The sequence below is a fragment of the Asticcacaulis excentricus CB 48 genome, assembly GCF_000175215.2.
GTDB lineage: Bacteria > Pseudomonadota > Alphaproteobacteria > Caulobacterales > Caulobacteraceae > Asticcacaulis > Asticcacaulis excentricus.
In genome coordinates, this window is the sequence record NC_014817.1 from 1,245,079 (window position 1) to 1,260,965 (window position 15,887).

Genomic DNA, 15,887 nt, shown 5'->3' on the forward strand with positions numbered 1-15,887 from the left:
AAGACAATAATATGCCCGAATCCGCCACTCCGTCTGAAGTGGTCGCCAACGACGCTCCCAAAAAATCATATGTTAAAAAGCCCGCAGGGAAAAAAGGCCCTCCGCCTAAGCCCGCGCGTCCGCCTGAGCGCATCGCCAAGGTGCTGGCGCGTGCGGGTCTGGCCTCGCGCCGCGAGGTCGAGCGCCTGATTGGTTTGGGTAAGATCGCTGTCAATGGCCGCCTGCTCGACACCCCGGCGACCACCGTGTCGCCTGACGACCTGATCACCGTCGAAGGCAAGCCGATCCGCAAGGCCGAGCCCACCCGCGTGTGGCGCTATCACAAGCCGGTCGGTCTGATGACCACCCATCAGGATCCGCAGGGCCGCCCCACCGTCTTCAATTCGCTGCCGCAGGAACTGCCGCGCGTGATTTCGGTGGGTCGCCTCGACATCAATTCCGAAGGTCTGCTGCTGCTGACCAATGACGGCGAACTGGCGCGCGCACTGGAACTGCCGACGACCGGCTGGACGCGCGTCTATCGCGTGCGGGCGCTGGGGCGCACCACACAGGAGGCGCTCGACACGCTGAAAACCGGCGTGACGGTCGAAGGCGTGCAATACGGTCCCATCGAAGCTAAGCTGGACAAGGCGCAGGAAAAGGCCGACGGCCGCGCCAATCTGTGGATCACGGTGTCGCTCAATGAAGGCAAGAACCGTGAAGTCCGTAAGGTTCTGGATAGCTTGGGGCTGAAGGTCAATCGCTTGATCCGTCTGGCCTATGGCCCGTTCCAGCTCGGCGATATCGAGCCGGGTGAGGTCGAGGAAATCGGTCCGCGCGTCGTGCGCGAACTGCTGGGTGACAAGATCGACCCGCGCAATCTACCGTCGGAAAACGAGACCCAGACGCGCACGCCAATGCGACTGCGCCGTACCGATGGCGAGGGCGCGCCGCGCACCGGCCGTCGCGGCGGCGGCGATCGCTTTGCATCGAAGAGCGAAGGCCGTGAGGAACGCCGTGAGCGCCCGCTCAGCCGCGACGAGGCCTTCCGTCGCAAGTACGAAGCCAAGGAATTTGGGGAGCGCGATTTCGATGAGCGCCCGCGCTTTGAAGGTGACGGTCAGGCCCGCGATCGCCGCCCGGAACGCGAAGAACGCGAATGGACGCCGCGCGCTGAGCGCCCCAGACGAGACTTCAATACCGGCGAGTTCAGGCCGCGTGCGGAAGGCAGCTTCAAACCGCGCGGTGACCGTAACTTCGGCGACAAGCCGCGCTTTGATAAGCCGCGTGGCGAACGCCCGTCGGGTGACCGTCCGCAGCGTGACTTCAAACCGCGCGGTGAAGGCGACTTTAAGCCGCGTGGTGAGCGTAACTTCGGTGACAAGCCGCGCTTTGATAAGCCGCGTGGTGAACGCCCGGCGGGTGACCGTCCGCAGCGTGACTTCAAACCGCGCGGTGAAGGCGACTTTAAGCCGCGTGGTGAGCGCAACTTCGGCGACAAGCCGCGCTTTGATAAGCCGCGTGGTGAACGCCCGGCGGGTGATCGTCCGCAGCGTGACTTCAAACCGCGCGGGGAAGGGGATTTCAAGCCGCGTGGTGAGCGTAACTTCGGCGACAAGCCGCGCTTTGATAAGCCGCGTGGTGAACGCCCGGCGGGTGATCGTCCGCAGCGTGACTTCAAACCGCGCGGGGAAGGAAATTTCAAGCCGCGTGGTGAGCGTAACTTCGGCGACAAGCCGCGCTTTGATAAGCCGCGTGGCGAGCGTCCGGCGGGCGACCGTCCGCAGCGCGATTTCAAACCGCGCGGTGAAGGTGACTTCAAGCCCCGCGGCGAACGCAGCTTTGGTGACCGCCCGGCAGGCAGGTCGTTTGGCGGCAAGCCTGGTGGTGGCAAGTCCTTCGGGGGCAAGCCGGGGGGCTTTAAATCCGGTGGCCGTCCGGGCGGCTTTGCCGGTAAGGACGCGTCGCGTAAGCCGCGTCCGGAGTAAATCCGTATGCGTATCGTCGGTGGTGAGTTTCGCGGGCGCGCTTTGAGCGCCCCCGAAGGCCAGAATACCCGGCCGACCTCGGACCGGGCGCGTCAGGCCGTGTTCAATATTCTGGAGCACGCAGAGTTCGCCCCCAATCTCAACGGGGCACGGGTGATGGACGTCTTTGCCGGCTCCGGCGCGCTGGGCCTTGAGGCGATGTCGCGCGGGGCGGCCTTCTGCCTGTTTGTCGATACGGATGACGCGGCGCGTGGCGCCATCCGCGACAATGTCGAGGCGTTTGGGCTATTTGGTGTCACGCGAATCCATCGCCGCGACGCTACGCAACTGGGCGTGCGCCCTGGCGGCGCGTCGGAAGCCTTCGATCTGGTGTTTATGGATCCGCCTTATCGTAAGGGTTTAGTACAGGCGGCGCTGGAGGCGTTGCGAAACGGGAACTGGCTGAGCCACGAGGCCCTGATTGTGGTCGAGATGGCCAACGATGAGGACTTTTTTGCCACGGAACTGTGGCAGATAATCGACACCCGAACCTATGGTCCGGCGCAGGTTTTGTTCCTGAAACAAAAAATTCTTACGAATTTTTAACTGCTCAACTTATTGATTTTGATAGATTAAAGCAAGAATTACCGTCTTGGTGTGGCCAAATTAACCCATTGGCCGGATTTTTCATATTGACGAGTTTTTTATTGTGTCCCCAATATGTCCTTAACAAGGTGTAAACCGCGCCGTCAGGCACGATTAATGCACTGAAGCCCCATTAAGGGGCGGGACTGAACTGTTATAAATGGGGTGATGTGATGACGGCAGAAGCGATCAAGCTTGAAGGCGGCAAGAAGCGCCGCGACGGCCTGAAGGTTATTCTGATGGCTGGTCTGAGTGTTCAGGCGTGGGCCTTCCTGATGGGTGTTGGGATTATCGTTCTCAACGTGACGCGTTAATTTTTGTAGCCTGTGGCGTTCGCCGCGGGTTTTTTTATGGCCGATTTCAGCCGGGGGCGCGGTTCAGGGGGAAACTGACCTTGCCATCCCGGTTGTGGGTCTGACCTAGAGCTCCGGTCTGACGGGACATCAGATCGCATGAGCCGACGGGGGAGTGGGGCTTAGGGTGAGTACGCCGGATGAGGCGCGCTCACCCTGATCGCCCCCGAAAATATAGTACGCACTACATAAATTTACCGCGCTGGGTTCGAGAACACCGGGACAGGGCGCCGCTATGTTGCGAAGGTGAAAATACCGTCCGCCAAACCGCTTTTTTGATGGTTTTGACCACGAAAAACACCAAAAGCACGAATGTTCGAAAACCGGATATGCCTTGGCCGCCGAGGCGGTACACGGCGGGTGACACGCCTGTTTTCAGGCCCCTCGCGCAAAACGGAGCCGCGAAACTGTTCGTGTTCGTCGTGGCCAACCCCTACCGCCGGCCGAACAGCTTTTCGATGTCTTTCAGCTTAAGCTCGACATAGGTCGGGCGGCCGTGATTGCACTGGCCCGAATGCGGTGTGGCCTCCATCTGCCGCAGCAGGGCATTCATTTCGGAGGCCGACAGCCGCCGCCCGGCGCGCACCGAATTGCGGCAAGCCATATTGCCGCAGATTTCGGCCATTCGTTCTTTCAGGATGAGGGCCTGACCGTTTTCGGCAATATCGTCGGCCAGGTCGCGGATCAGCCCGGCCACATCGCCGTCGCCGATCAGGGCCGGCACTTCGCGCACCAGAATCGTCGCCGGGCCAAAACTTTCGATCATCAGCCCAAAGCCTTCCAAATCGTCGCGCCGCGCCATCAGGCGGCTGACATCGGCGGGGTCGAGATCGACGATTTCCGGGATGAGCAGGGTCTGACGCGCCACATTGCCTTCGGCCATCATGGCCTTCATGCGCTCATAGACCAGCCGTTCGTGGGCGGCGTGCTGATCGACGATGATCAGACCGTCTTTGGTCTGCGCCAGTATGTAGGTCTCGTGCAGTTGTGCTCTCGCAGCCCCTAGCGGATAGGATTCAAACTCCGGCGGCAGGGGCTGGCTCAGCGTGCGCAGATCACCCCCCGCCTCGGCCAGACCGCTGTCCCCCGGCGTCTGCAGCATCGGTGCGGCCGCAACAAAGTCTCTTTCGACTCTGGCTGATGGCGCAAAGGTCAGGTCGGCATTCCAGGCGGGTTGGTAGTTCGGATGCGGCTGCTGCGGTGTCGCGTAGGCGCGGGGTTGATAACCTGCCCCCAAAGCACTGGAATGCAGGGACAGCGTCGGCTGCACCGGCGCGCGATAGCCCGATGACAGCGGGCTGAAGGCGCTGAGCGCCTGATCGGCCACGGTGGTCGCGGCGCGGTGTCCGGCCGAGGCCAAGGCGTGTTTCAGCGCCCCGACGATCAGTCCGCGCACCAGATTGGGGTCGCGGAAGCGCACCTCGGCCTTGGCCGGGTGGACGTTGACGTCGATGTTCTGAGGGTCGGTCTCGACATAGAGCACCGCCATCGGGTGGCGATCGCGCGCCAGAAAATCGGCATAGGCCCCGCGCAGCGCCCCGGTCAGCAGCTTGTCGCGCACCGGGCGGCCATTGACGAACAGGTACTGATGCTGGGCATTGCCGCGCGAAAAGGTCGGCAGACCCGCATAGCCGGTCAGTCGGACCCCCTCACGCTGCTGATCAATCAGCAGGGCATTGTGGCCGAAATCATCGCCCAGCAGCGCGGCAAGCCGCTTCAGCCGCCCCTCAAATCCGGCCTCTTCGGGGTAGAGGCGTAAGGACCGCTTACCATCGAGAGTTAGCGAAAAGCCGACATGTTCGTGCGCCATGGCCTGCCGCTTAACCTCTTCGCTGATGGCCATGTTCTCGGCGCGGTCGGTCTTCATGAACTTCAGACGCGCCGGGGTGGCATAAAACAGGTCTTTTAGCTCGACCCGCGTGCCGTGCGGGCGCGAAAAAGCCGCGGGCCGCAGCGGCGACATTGCCCCGGCATCGACTGTAATGGCGATGGCCCCGTCCATGCCTTTGGCGCGCGAGGTGATGTCGAGACGCGCCACCGACCCCATGGACGGCAGGGCCTCACCGCGAAAACCCAGCGTCTGGATATGCAGCAGGTCCCAAGTACCGTCCGCCTGTGGTTTCAGCTTGGAGGTGGCGTGGCGCTCGACCGCCAGCGGCAGGTCATCTGCGTCCATGCCGCGCCCGTTATCCTCGATCAGGATGCGCGACAGCCCGCCCATTTCAGCGAAAATGTCGATCTGCGTCGCACCGGCGTCGATAGCATTTTCGACCAGTTCCTTGATGGCCGAAGCCGGACGCTCGACCACCTCGCCGGCGGCGATGCGGTTGATGGTGTCCTGAGGCAGGCGGGAAATATGGGCCATTGTGCTAATTTAGGTGAGTCCGGCGATGGGGGCAATGTCGGGAAGGATTTGGCCACGAAAAACACCAAAATCCCGAACGCTGAGCCTCGGCGCTGCCCGCGCTCGAAGGGCTTTACCACGGATGCACACGGATGGCGGGCTTTGCCCGCCGACACGGATATCCGTGCCAGACGAACGCCGTTCGTCATCCGTGTCTATCCGTGGTGGAAAAAGAGTCCCGCGCTGGGAGTCAGTAAGGGTTTGAACCACAGATTTCACAGATGGGCGCTACGCGCAGGGCGGGCGACACGGGCACGGATAATCTGTGGCATCTGTGAAATGTGTCGCTTCGATGTTAAGCCATAAACCCAAACGAAAAAGGGCCGCCTTGCGGCAGCCCTTTTGAATCTTCAATGTCTTACGGCTTACAGACCCGGCAGTTTGAAGGATTTTTCCTTCTTTTGCTCTATGGTCACTTTGCCGTTGCCCAGCAGCGACTTTATGCGCGCGGCTTCCGATTCCGGGTCGAGCGCATTGACTTCACCGGCCAGAACGGAGTTGGTCGAAGGCACGGCGGCGGGGGTCTCGTCCTTTTTCCAGAACAGGATCTTGTCGGCGAAGCTCTCTTCCTTATAGGCCAGATCGCCAAATTCATCGTCCACGACGTAGCGGGCCAGCGGATCGGCCTTATCGGCCCCGGCCTTGGTGGCCAGAACCTTTTCGCCTTCAGAGCGGGTGATGGCCTGACGCTGACCCAAAAGGGCCTCACGCGCAGCACTTTCGGGTTGCAGTTCCTGCGGGCGGGGCTCACCCGGCGCAGGCGGACGCAGCGCAAAATCCGGCGGCACCACCAAAGGCGCCTTGGTCACGACGCGAAATTCGTCCGGCACGACCTTGTTCAGGCCCAGCGCGCTCTTGGTCGATTCGCACCCCGTCAGACCGACGCCGGCGATCAGCACTAGACCCGCCACTACTTTGACCGACTTCATTCTTCGCTCCGCATTATCCGTGCCCTTTTTCAGAAGGGGCTGGAGAGTGTTACTTGCTTTTCGCCGCCCTGCCAAGGGTCCGCGTTTAACCTTGTTTCGACTCTTCCCGATTGAGGAAGAAGACGTCGATGAACAACAGGGCCACGCCGATATTGATGGCGGCGTCGGCAATGTTGAATACCCACGGAAAGCCCAGCCCCGAAAAATCGAGAAAATCGACCACGCCGCCGTAGATAATACGGTCGATGGCGTTGCCGATGGCGCCGCCCGCCACCAGAGCTAGCCCCAGACCGAGGATGCGCCGGTTAGTGCGGCGGACCCAGTCGATCAGGAAGGCCGACACGACCAGCGAAAAAAGGGTGAGCAGCCAGCGGCCGATCCCTTCCGAATGGAAGAAACCGAAGCTGACGCCCTTGTTCCAGACCATGCTGAACGAGAAGAAGGGCAAAATCTTGACCTGTCCGAGACTAGGCAGTTGCAGACCGTATAAAATCCAGTTCTTGCTGATCTGATCGAGGATCAGGCCGATCAGTCCGATCAGCAGCATCTGCCGCCCCAGCAGGGTGGTGTGCGGCGGGGCGAAGTGGGTTTTCAGCTTGGTTTGCAGGTCAGTCATGGATTTCCCCGACATGAATCATACCTTCCAGGTTACTGGGAAGGGGGGCCGCACGAAATCGCGGAGCGATTGAGATGTGGTGGTGGGGGCTCGGAGCGGCGCTTCAAAAAACGAGGGTGTAAACTCAGGTGCAAGCCCGCCTCCGTCTTTTTGCCAAAGGCAAAAATCCACCTCCCCCAGCAAGCTGGGGGAGTATGATTGACCATTATCCATGCGCCGCGTCCCATTCGGCCACAGCTTCGGCGTCGCGCAGGGACAGGTCCGGATAGCGCGGGTCTGAGCCTACTTCGGGCAGGATGCGCCACGACCGCTGGCACTTCTGACCGTGCGCGATGTGCACCACGACCGACACGTCTTTCACCTCGCCGAGGCGGAAGGCGTCTTCCGGGCCGACCGAGGCCGACAGCACGGCCTGAGACGTGCGGAAGACCTCCGCCGCGTCTATGCCATCAAAGGCCGCGAGCAGCGGTTCGGAGTCGATAAACACCGTAGGCGCGGCTTCGAGCGCCGAGCCGATCACCTTGTCGCGGCGCTTCTCTTCCAGTGCGGCGGTGACGACCGACAGCACTTCCTCGATCTTGCCCCAGCGCGCGGCCTCGGCGGCATTGTGCCATTCGGCGGGCACGGCGGGCAGGGTGCGGAAGAGGTTTTCCGGCGCGTCTGGATAGCGATAGCTCCACGCCTCTTCGGTGGTGAAGGCCATGATGGGCGACAGCCAGGCCGTCAGGCGCTCAAACAGGATGTTGAGCACCGTGCGGCAGGCACGGCGCTTCACGTCCGACGGCTTGTCGCAATAGAGGCTGTCCTTGCGGATGTCGAAATAGAGCGACGACAGGGTCTGAGACGCGAAATCGGCCACCGGACGGATGACGCCGGCGAAGTCATAGGCGTCATAGGCGGCGCGCACCTTGGCGTCCAACTCATGTACGTGGTGCAGGATATAGCGTTCCAGCGACGGCATGTCCTGATAATTGACAGCTTCGTCGTCCGTATAGCCGTTGAGTGCGCCCAAGAGATAACGCAGCGAATTTCGCAGCTTGCGATAGGCGTCCACGGTCGTTTGGATGATCTGCTTGCCGATGCGCAGGTCGTCGGAATAGTCCGACAGCGCGACCCACAGGCGCAGGATTTCGACGCCCGACTCCTTGGCGATGTCCTGCGGGGCGACCACATTGCCCTTGGACTTCGACATCTTCTCACCCTGTTCGTCGAGGACGAAACCGTGGGTCAGGACGGCCTTATACGGCGCACGGCCGCGCGTGCCGCACGATTCCAGCAGCGATGACTGGAACCAGCCGCGGTGCTGATCCGAGCCTTCGAGATAGAGGTCGGCGGGGCTGTGCGTATTTTCACGGCCTTCCAGCGTGAAGGCGTGGGTCGAGCCGGAGTCGAACCACACATCGAGGATGTCCGTGACCTTTTCATAGTCGGCCGGATTGTAGCCATTGCCCAGAAAATCCTCGTCCGGGCGCGTGAACCAGGCGTCTGCGCCTTCGGAGGCAATCAGCTTGATGATGCGGTCGTTGACGGCGGGGTCTCTCAGCGGCTCACCCGTCTTTTTATCGACGTACATGGCCAGCGGCGTGCCCCAGTTGCGCTGACGGCTGATCAGCCAGTCGGGGCGGGTTTCGACCATGCTGCCGATACGGTTGCGGCCCTGATCGGGGTAGAAGGCGGTCTCACCGATGGCCTTGAGCGCCGTGGCGCGCAGGTTCGTCTCGCCATCCATGCGGATAAACCACTGGGGCGTATTGCGGAAGATGACAGGCGCCTTGGAGCGCCACGAATGGGGGTAGGAGTGATCGACGCGACCACGGGCCAAAAGATTCCCGGCCTCGATCAGCTTCTCCATCACCACCTTATTGGCGTCGCCGAACTTGCCGGCCTTCTTGCCCTCGGTTTCAAGGACTTTCAGGCCCGCAAACAGCGGTACATGCGGGTAGTAGGCCCCGTCGGGATCGACCGTATCGGGGATGGAATCCAGCGAATAGCCGGATTTCAGCCACACCAGATAGTCGTCGGCACCGTGGCCGGGGGCCGTGTGCACGAAGCCGGTACCGGCGTCGTCGGTGACATGGTCGCCCGCCAGCATGGGCACTTCGAAACCGTAGCCCTCATGTAAGGTAGATAGTGGGTGGGCAAGGGTAAGGCCGTCGCAATCGACGTCGGCCAGAACCAGAGTCCATGTGGTGATATTGCCTGCTGTACGCACGGACTCGGCCAGCTTTTCGGCGACGATCAGGCGGTCGCCGACCTTGGCCCACGGCGCGAAGCCGAGCGTTTCTTCGGAGGCTACTTCCGTGACCTCATATAGCGAATAGCTGATCTTCGGGTTGAAGCTGACGGCGCGGTTGGCTGGGATAGTCCACGGTGTGGTGGTCCAGATCACGACGGAGGTGTCGTTCAGAGCAGAGTCACCCCCCTCCGACGGCGACGCTGCGCGCGCCGCCACCTCCCCGTCTTCGCCTGACGGCTCGACAGGGAGGAGGGATTTTACCGGAAACTTCACCCAGATGGTCGGGCTGACGTGCGGGTGGTATTCGACCTCGGCATCCGCCAGAGCCGTGCGTTCGACCGGCGACCACATGACGGGCTTCGAGCCGCGATAAAGCTGACCCGACATCAGGAACTTGTGGAATTCCGCCGTCACCTTCGCTTCGGTGTCGAAATCCATGGTGGCGTAGCGTTCATCCCATTCGCCCAGGATACCCAGACGCTTGAACTCTTCGCGCTGCACGCCGATCCATTCGGCCGCGTACTCGCGGCAGGCCTTGCGGAACTCGGCGGCGGGCACCTCGTCCTTCTTGCGGCCCTTGGCGCGGAACTGCTCCTCGATCTTCCATTCGATCGGCAGGCCGTGGCAGTCCCAGCCGGGGACGTAATCGACATCATAGCCCATCAGAAACTTCGAGCGCACCACGAAGTCTTTGAGAATCTTGTTCAGCGCGTGGCCGATATGGATATTCCCATTGGCGTAGGGCGGGCCGTCGTGCAGCACGAACAGGGGGGCGTTTTTGGCCTGACGCGCCTTACGAACGCTGTTGTAGAGGTTGGACTCTTCCCACTTTTTCAGCATTTCGGGCTCGGCCTTGGGCAGGCCGGCGCGCATCGGGAAGGCGGTTTCAGGCAGGAAGACGGTTTCGCGGTAATCGCGTGAAGGCTGTTCGGACATGAATCCTGATAATCTCTGGGAGGGGATACGGTCAAATAAGGCGTGGCGATGTACTCCCAGCGCAAGACCCGGTGCGGGTGGCTTACGCTGGGCTTCAAATTCGAAGCTGCGCCCGTATCGTCAACATGGAGGCAGCGTTTATCAGAGGCCACCGGAATTGCCTAGAGCGGAATGATTTCTAATGGAATCATTCCGCTCAAGCTGCCATTGAGGCGGCGGCCAAGGTGGCGAAGCACGCACCCGGCGAGGGGCCAAACCAAGACAAGGAAAGAAAAGCGGAGGCGATAAGCGGCTGACGCTTACATGCGGAGGGTTCGCTATTTAAGTGCCGCCCCCAAAATTAGGGGAGGCGCTTTTGCCAATCCTGACAAAAACTGTCAGCACTTCCTGTAGCCTCCGACGCAGGAGGTGCCCATGCGCAAGATTGATCTGAAACGTGAGCGCAAGCCGCTCTATATCGCTTCCGCCGGTCAGTTTGTGCTGATCGACGTGCCGCCGCTGCCGTTCCTGATGATCGACGGCCAAGGCGACCCTAATGGCGAAGGTTTTGCCGAGGCCATGCAGGCGCTGTTTTCGGTCGCCTATGGGCTGAAATTCATGAGCAAGGTCGAATGTGACCTCAACTATACCATACCGCCGATGGAGGGGCTGTGGTGGGCCGACCGTTTCGACCGCTTCTATGACCGCGACAAGGACCTGTGGTCGTGGCGCATCATGGTGCCCCAGCCCGACACGATCACGCCCGACATGTTCGCCCGCGCCGTGGTCGGGGCCGGTCGCAAGGGTAAAGGCGGCACAGCTCTGGGGCGTTTGCGGCTTGAAACCTGGGCCGAGGGCTTGAGCGTTCAGACCCTGCATGTAGGCTCTTACGACGATGAAGGCCCGTTGATTGCGCAATTGCATCAATGGATTGCCGACAATGGCCTGAGCGAAACCGGGCATCACCACGAAATCTATCTGTCCGACCCGCGCCGCACCGCGCCCGAAAAGCTGAAGACCCTTCTGCGCCAGCCGGTGCAACGCGCATAAGCGCATTGCAGAGAGATGTGGGGATCAGAGGCCCAAACCCCGCAAACGCGCGCGTAACCGCGACAGGATCTCGGCGTCGAACCAAGGGTTACGGCTGAGCCACAGGCGGTTGCGCGGCGAGGGGTGCACAAGCGGGAAAAAGGCGCCGTACTGATCGGCCTGCCGTACGCGTTCTGTCAGGCTGAGGCAGTCATTGAGATAATAGCCCTGCGCATAGGCCCCGATCAGCAGGGTCAGTTGGATATTCGGTAAGGTCTTCCGCACCCGCGCGTGCCACAGGGGGGCACATTCCGGGCGTGGGGGATTGTCGCCGCCCCCACCTTTACTTGTCACCGCCCGGCCCGGATAACACAACCCCATCGGCAGGATGGCAAAGCGGCTCTGGTCATAGAAGGCGTCCGGCGTCACCTGCATCCAGTCGCGCAGGCGCTGACCCGACGCATCGTCCCACGGAATGCCCGACACGTGAACCTTGGTGCCCGGCGCCTGACCGATGATCAGCACGCGCGCGGCGGGGTCGGCGGTGCGCAGCACTGGACGCGGCCCCAGCGGCAGATGCGCTTCGCACACCCGGCAGGCGGCGATGTCGACGAGCAGGCTCAAAACAGCGTGTCCTTGACCGGAGCGGCGTCATCATCGGCAATATCCAACAGGTCATCGGGCGGCAGGGCCGGATCAAAGACGCTATTGTCGAACCAGCCCTGCCATTGCCGCCGTCCGACCATCACCAGCGGCTCGCCATCACGTCGCGCGGTGCGGTGACGGCGGCCCTGATGCCATTCGTAGACGCCGGCCACCGGCACCAGGGCGTGACGCCGGGCAAAGGTGCCCCGGAAGGTTGGCTTTTCAGCTGCGGTTTCGATACGCGCACTGAAGGTTGAGGCTTTCGGTGTCTCCTTCGCCCATCTGGGGATCAGCCCCCAACGCGCGTTCATCAACTGTGGCCCGGCGGTGACGATGGGGTAGGCGTCGGTGGGTTTCACCTCATCGTTGAGCACCTCAGCCACCCCCTCATCGGTCATGCCGAGGCTGCTGAGAAAATCGCGCCACGCTTTCAGGGCCAGGAATTGTCCGCACATGGGATCAGTATAGGGAGCCGCACGCCCGAAACAAGACTCGCGCCGCCCATCGTTTTTCGTTAGGGAGGGCGGCATGTCTGCACCCTTTACCCGCATCTATGACGGCGCTGAGCCGATCCGCCTCAACAAATGGCTAGCGCAATCGGGCGTCTGTTCGCGCCGCGAAGCCGATGCCTTTATCGCTGACGGGCTGGTCAGCGTCGAGGGTGAGGTGGTGCGCGATGCCGGCCGCAAGGTCGAGGCGGGGCAAAGCGTCAGCTTCAATCCGCAGGCGCAGGCCTCGCTCGATGCCAAGCTGACGGTGGTCTATCACAAGCCGGTGGGTATTGTGTCGGGGCAGCCCGAAGCGGGTGAGACCCCGGCGGTGCGTATGATCCGCCGCCCGAACCACTGGGGGCAACTTACCCAGTGGCCTAATCAGGACTCGAAGCTGGCACCGGTCGGGCGGCTGGATAAGGACTCGCGCGGGCTTCTGATCCTGTCGGAGGACGGCGTGCTGGCCAAGGCGATTATCGGGCCGGACAGCGAACTGGAGAAGGACTATACCGTCCGGGTGCGCGGGCCCATTTTTGAGGCCAAGCTGAAATGGCTGCGGCAAGGGCTGGAGCTGGACGGCCGCAAGTTGAAGCCCGCCGTGGTCCAGCAGGTGGGGGAGCAGACCCTGCGCTTTGTCCTTAAGGAAGGCCGTAACCGTCAGATCCGCCGCATGTGCGATATGTGCGAACTGCGGGTTCTCGACCTCTACCGCTCGCGTATCGGGCCGGTGGAGATCGGCGACCTGCCCGAAGGCCAGTGGCGATTACTGACGCTGGAGGAGCGTGCGGCCTTGCTGCCGGGCTGACGTTTTTTGCAGGCCTCAAAGTAGCGTTTTTGTTTTTTTGATCAGTGAACATCGCAGAGTCAACGCTTAGGCTAGTGTCGCTACACACTTCGGGTCACTATGCCCATAAAAAAAGCATGGGGTGTTGTTCAATATGATTATTTCAAAATGTTCGTACATAAAGTTGATTATAGCACTGCCTTTTTTTGGTGTTTTGGCATTTACATGGCCTGTTTTATCATTTTATCAATTTGTACTGGGGGTGAAATTGATAAACGAATCAAAGGAATTATCACTTATAATTCTTTCTATAATCAGTTTGTATCCCGCTTTTATTTTTATTTTAATTGTGGTAAAGGCCACAATATACGGGGGTATGTTCTTGTTTTTGAAAAATGGAAAAATTTGTTATTTGAGTGAAATTTTCAAAAGCGTTTCTATATCCGAAGTTAAATCAGTTTCCGTTAAGGTGTTTAATTACGGTCTGTATAGACAAAATAATATTAAAATTAATCTTGAGTCGGGAAAAGTAAAATATATTCCGGTCTCCATTCTGAGAGATAAGCCAAGTATTATTTGCGATAAAATAAGCGAAATAGTATCGGGTCGGTAGAGCGCGGCCGCTGCCCGCCGGAGGCTCTGTCTCTTCGTTGCGCTTACGTCGCCGCCCGGAAACAGCTTGCCACATGGTCATCGACCAGACCTACCGCCTGCATATAGGCGTAGAGTATGGTGGAGCCGACAAAGCTCATGCCGCGTTTTTTGAGATCTTTCGACAGGGCGTCGGACACGGGCGTTGAAGCGGGCACGTCGCGTAGGGTTTGCGGGCGGTTGCGCTGCGGCTGACCGCCGACAAAGCCCCACAGATAGGCGTCGAACGACCCGAACTCTTTTTGAATGACCATGAAGGCGAGGGCGTTTTTGCGCACGGATGCGATCTTGAGGCGGTTGCGGATAATGCCGTCGTCGTGCATCCGCGCCTCTAACTCTTCGTCACTCAGGGCGGCGCAGGCGGCCACGTCGAAATTTTTGAAGGCGGCACGGTAGGCGTCGCGGCGTTTGAGGATGGTTTCCCAGTTGAGCCCGGCCTGCGCGCCTTCAAGGATCAGCATTTCAAACAGCAGACGGTCGTCGTGGACCGGCACGCCCCATTCGTGGTCGTGATAATGCACGTAGTGCGGCTTGCTTTCGTTGACCCAGCCGCAGCGTGTCCGTCCGTCGCTCATTTTGTCTCCTCCTGAGCGCATGCCAAAAAGTGTGAAACGGTTTTTGGACTCACATGCGCGACCAAACACAAGATCAGCGCAGGTTTAGCCCATGTGGCGCGTATTAGTGTCAGCATAAGTGCGGGACGGCCCGCAAATCCGCAAAACTTTTGCGGGCGATGTGGATTTTGAGTTACGACCCTCATTTCCGGTCCTTACGCAGCCCTGACAAATACCGAGCCCCAACACATGCCGGGCTTATGCGCGGCGACGCGTCAGCGGTCGCTGTTCGCGCAAATGCGGCCCGGCGCGCGGCAAAATGTCTCCATAGGACAAGGTCTTAAGGAGCGTCCCCGACACGCAGCGGCCATGGCGCGGCGCAAATGCGGCGGCGCGCGGCCGAATACGGCCAAAGCGTGTTTTACCTGAAGGTGACACGCAAAGGGCGTGCTTCCCGATGGTTTACTTACCCCCCGGCCCGTAGCCTGGAACTCAGCCGGGGCGCTGTTGAGCCACACAGCTTGAACGCCCAGCACGCAGGCTTCGTCGCTTCGAAGTCACCGGCTGGTCTTACGGTTCGCATCGGATACGCGGACCGAAAGCGCCACGGACACACATTCAACCGGAACCGAAAGGAACCCTACCATGACCCGCTTTAACCTGACGACCAAGATCGCCGCCTTCGCTATCGCCAGTGCCGCCGTCTCCATCACCCCGGCCCTGGCGCAGACCGCGCCTTCGACGACCCAACCTTCGACCGACGCGACCGCGACCGCCGAAGCGCCGGCCGCCTCCACCACCCTGACCGGCAAGATCGCCGCTGCGGGCCAGAAGGCCGGCACCTTCACGCTGCAAGTCGGTGAAGCCCCTTCGGCCAAGGAAATCGCCGTTGACGCTTCGGCCGCGACCTCTGACGGTCAGCCCTTCGCCATCGGCGATGAAGTGACCGTGACGGGTACGCTGAGCGCCGATCAGACGGCCCTCAAGGCCTCGACGCTGGCCAAGTCGGGCGCTGCGGCGACCTCCGCCCCGGCGGACTCCTCGGCTTCGGACATGTCGTCTTCGCCGTCCACGGAACCGGCTCCGGCTACGGAACCGGCCAGCAAGCCGGCCCAGTAAGTCAGCCCAGTAAGCCAGGTAGCTTAACCGGTGCCCCGTGGGGGCATCGGTCAGCCCCACCGCCCCTACGGGCACTGAGGGCAGAAACGAAATCCCCGTCCGGTCACGCACCGGGCGGGGCTTTTTGATGTGGATCGCCCGCGTGACGGGCTTTTTGTCACCATGACCCAGCCCGCGGATCGTATCCTTATACAGTGCCCCCTAAAGTAAAATTCAGTAAAAACAGGAGGATATTATGAACGACTTTATAGCCAACGGCCCCATAAGCGACTGGAACGACCATGACGCCTTCTGGCAGCGCGACTTTTCCAACCGCCCCTATGGCGCGGAAGACAGCTACGGTATTTTCCGTCCGGCCTATCGCTTCGGCTACGATCTCTATGGCGATCATGCCGGTACGGCCTTCAACGATCTGAGCGATGACGAACTGCGCAACCGTTGGGAGGCCTACCCCGAACGCGGTGACCTCAGCTGGGATCGGGCGCGTGACGCGGCCCGTGATGCCTATGCCCGTCGCGACATTGATCCGGCCCCGCGTCTGGAAACGGTTATCGACGAGAACTAATTGAT

Annotated in this window: 14 protein-coding genes; 7 read left to right on the forward strand and 7 right to left on the reverse strand. The window is 60.9% G+C overall.

Annotated features, from left to right (window positions below):
* Positions 1-11: 11 nt before the first annotated feature.
* The 3 genes from ASTEX_RS20885 to ASTEX_RS20595 all read left to right on the forward strand — a co-directional run bounded on the left by ASTEX_RS20885 (position 12) and on the right by ASTEX_RS20595 (position 2,905).
* Entirely contained in the window at positions 12-1,967 is a 1,956-nt protein-coding gene (locus tag ASTEX_RS20885; protein ID WP_083805651.1) for a pseudouridine synthase, read from the forward strand.
* Positions 1,968-1,973: 6 nt separating this feature from the next.
* Positions 1,974-2,552: a 16S rRNA (guanine(966)-N(2))-methyltransferase RsmD gene (rsmD, locus tag ASTEX_RS17205; RefSeq protein WP_013480908.1), complete on the forward strand. Its 579-nt coding sequence runs from the start codon at positions 1,974-1,976 to the stop codon at positions 2,550-2,552.
* Between the two features lie 212 nt (positions 2,553-2,764).
* Positions 2,765-2,905, forward strand: coding sequence for a hypothetical protein (locus ASTEX_RS20595; protein ID WP_013480909.1), 141 nt, complete (start codon positions 2,765-2,767; stop codon positions 2,903-2,905).
* A gap of 472 nt (positions 2,906-3,377) precedes the next feature.
* On the opposite strand, the gene mutL is transcribed toward ASTEX_RS20595, so the two are convergent.
* The 4 genes from mutL to ileS form a co-directional block, all read right to left on the reverse strand.
* Positions 3,378-5,309, reverse strand: a complete 1,932-nt coding sequence (mutL, locus tag ASTEX_RS17210; protein ID WP_013480910.1) for a DNA mismatch repair endonuclease MutL — start codon at positions 5,307-5,309, stop codon at positions 3,378-3,380.
* 404 nt (positions 5,310-5,713) lie between these two features.
* Positions 5,714-6,277, reverse strand: a complete 564-nt coding sequence (locus tag ASTEX_RS17215; RefSeq protein WP_013480911.1) for a DUF3035 domain-containing protein — start codon at positions 6,275-6,277, stop codon at positions 5,714-5,716.
* An 85-nt stretch (positions 6,278-6,362) separates the two neighbouring features.
* Positions 6,363-6,893, reverse strand: coding sequence for a signal peptidase II (gene lspA / locus ASTEX_RS17220; RefSeq protein WP_144004757.1), 531 nt, complete (start codon positions 6,891-6,893; stop codon positions 6,363-6,365).
* 205 nt (positions 6,894-7,098) lie between these two features.
* A complete protein-coding gene (ileS, locus tag ASTEX_RS17225; RefSeq protein WP_013480913.1) occupies positions 7,099-10,065 on the reverse strand; it encodes an isoleucine--tRNA ligase in 2,967 nt (988 codons plus the stop codon).
* Between the two features lie 414 nt (positions 10,066-10,479).
* Here ileS and ASTEX_RS17230 point away from each other — a divergent pair, with 414 nt between their 5' ends.
* On the forward strand, positions 10,480-11,094 hold the full coding sequence (locus ASTEX_RS17230) for a GyrI-like domain-containing protein (protein ID WP_013480914.1): 615 nt from the start codon (positions 10,480-10,482) through the stop codon (positions 11,092-11,094).
* A gap of 24 nt (positions 11,095-11,118) precedes the next feature.
* Here ASTEX_RS17230 and ASTEX_RS17235 read toward each other — a convergent pair whose 3' ends face one another.
* Both ASTEX_RS17235 and ASTEX_RS19535 read right to left on the reverse strand, forming a co-directional pair.
* A complete protein-coding gene (locus ASTEX_RS17235) occupies positions 11,119-11,697 on the reverse strand; it encodes a uracil-DNA glycosylase family protein (protein WP_013480915.1) in 579 nt (192 codons plus the stop codon).
* Complete coding sequence (locus ASTEX_RS19535; RefSeq protein WP_049781749.1) at positions 11,694-12,248, reverse strand: SOS response-associated peptidase family protein; 555 nt, start codon at positions 12,246-12,248, stop codon at positions 11,694-11,696. Before ASTEX_RS19535 ends, ASTEX_RS17235 begins: the two co-directional genes overlap by 4 nt.
* On the opposite strand from ASTEX_RS19535, the gene ASTEX_RS17245 reads away from it, so the two are divergent.
* Complete coding sequence (locus ASTEX_RS17245) at positions 12,247-13,014, forward strand: pseudouridine synthase (protein ID WP_013480917.1); 768 nt, start codon at positions 12,247-12,249, stop codon at positions 13,012-13,014. The two genes, ASTEX_RS19535 and ASTEX_RS17245, sit on opposite strands and share 2 nt — an antisense overlap.
* 635 nt (positions 13,015-13,649) lie before the next feature.
* Here the strand turns inward: ASTEX_RS17245 and ASTEX_RS17250 are convergent.
* Positions 13,650-14,219 (reverse strand): DNA-3-methyladenine glycosylase I, encoded by a 570-nt coding sequence (locus ASTEX_RS17250; RefSeq protein WP_013480918.1) that lies wholly within the window; start codon positions 14,217-14,219, stop codon positions 13,650-13,652.
* A 624-nt stretch (positions 14,220-14,843) separates the two neighbouring features.
* On the opposite strand from ASTEX_RS17250, the gene ASTEX_RS17255 reads away from it, so the two are divergent.
* Both ASTEX_RS17255 and ASTEX_RS17260 read left to right on the forward strand, forming a co-directional pair.
* Positions 14,844-15,317 carry a hypothetical protein gene (locus ASTEX_RS17255; protein WP_013480919.1) on the forward strand — a complete coding sequence of 158 codons (474 nt, stop codon included), beginning with the start codon at positions 14,844-14,846 and terminating at the stop codon, positions 15,315-15,317.
* 235 nt (positions 15,318-15,552) lie between these two features.
* Positions 15,553-15,882, forward strand: coding sequence for a hypothetical protein (locus tag ASTEX_RS17260; RefSeq protein WP_013480920.1), 330 nt, complete (start codon positions 15,553-15,555; stop codon positions 15,880-15,882).
* Positions 15,883-15,887: the final 5 nt, after the last annotated feature.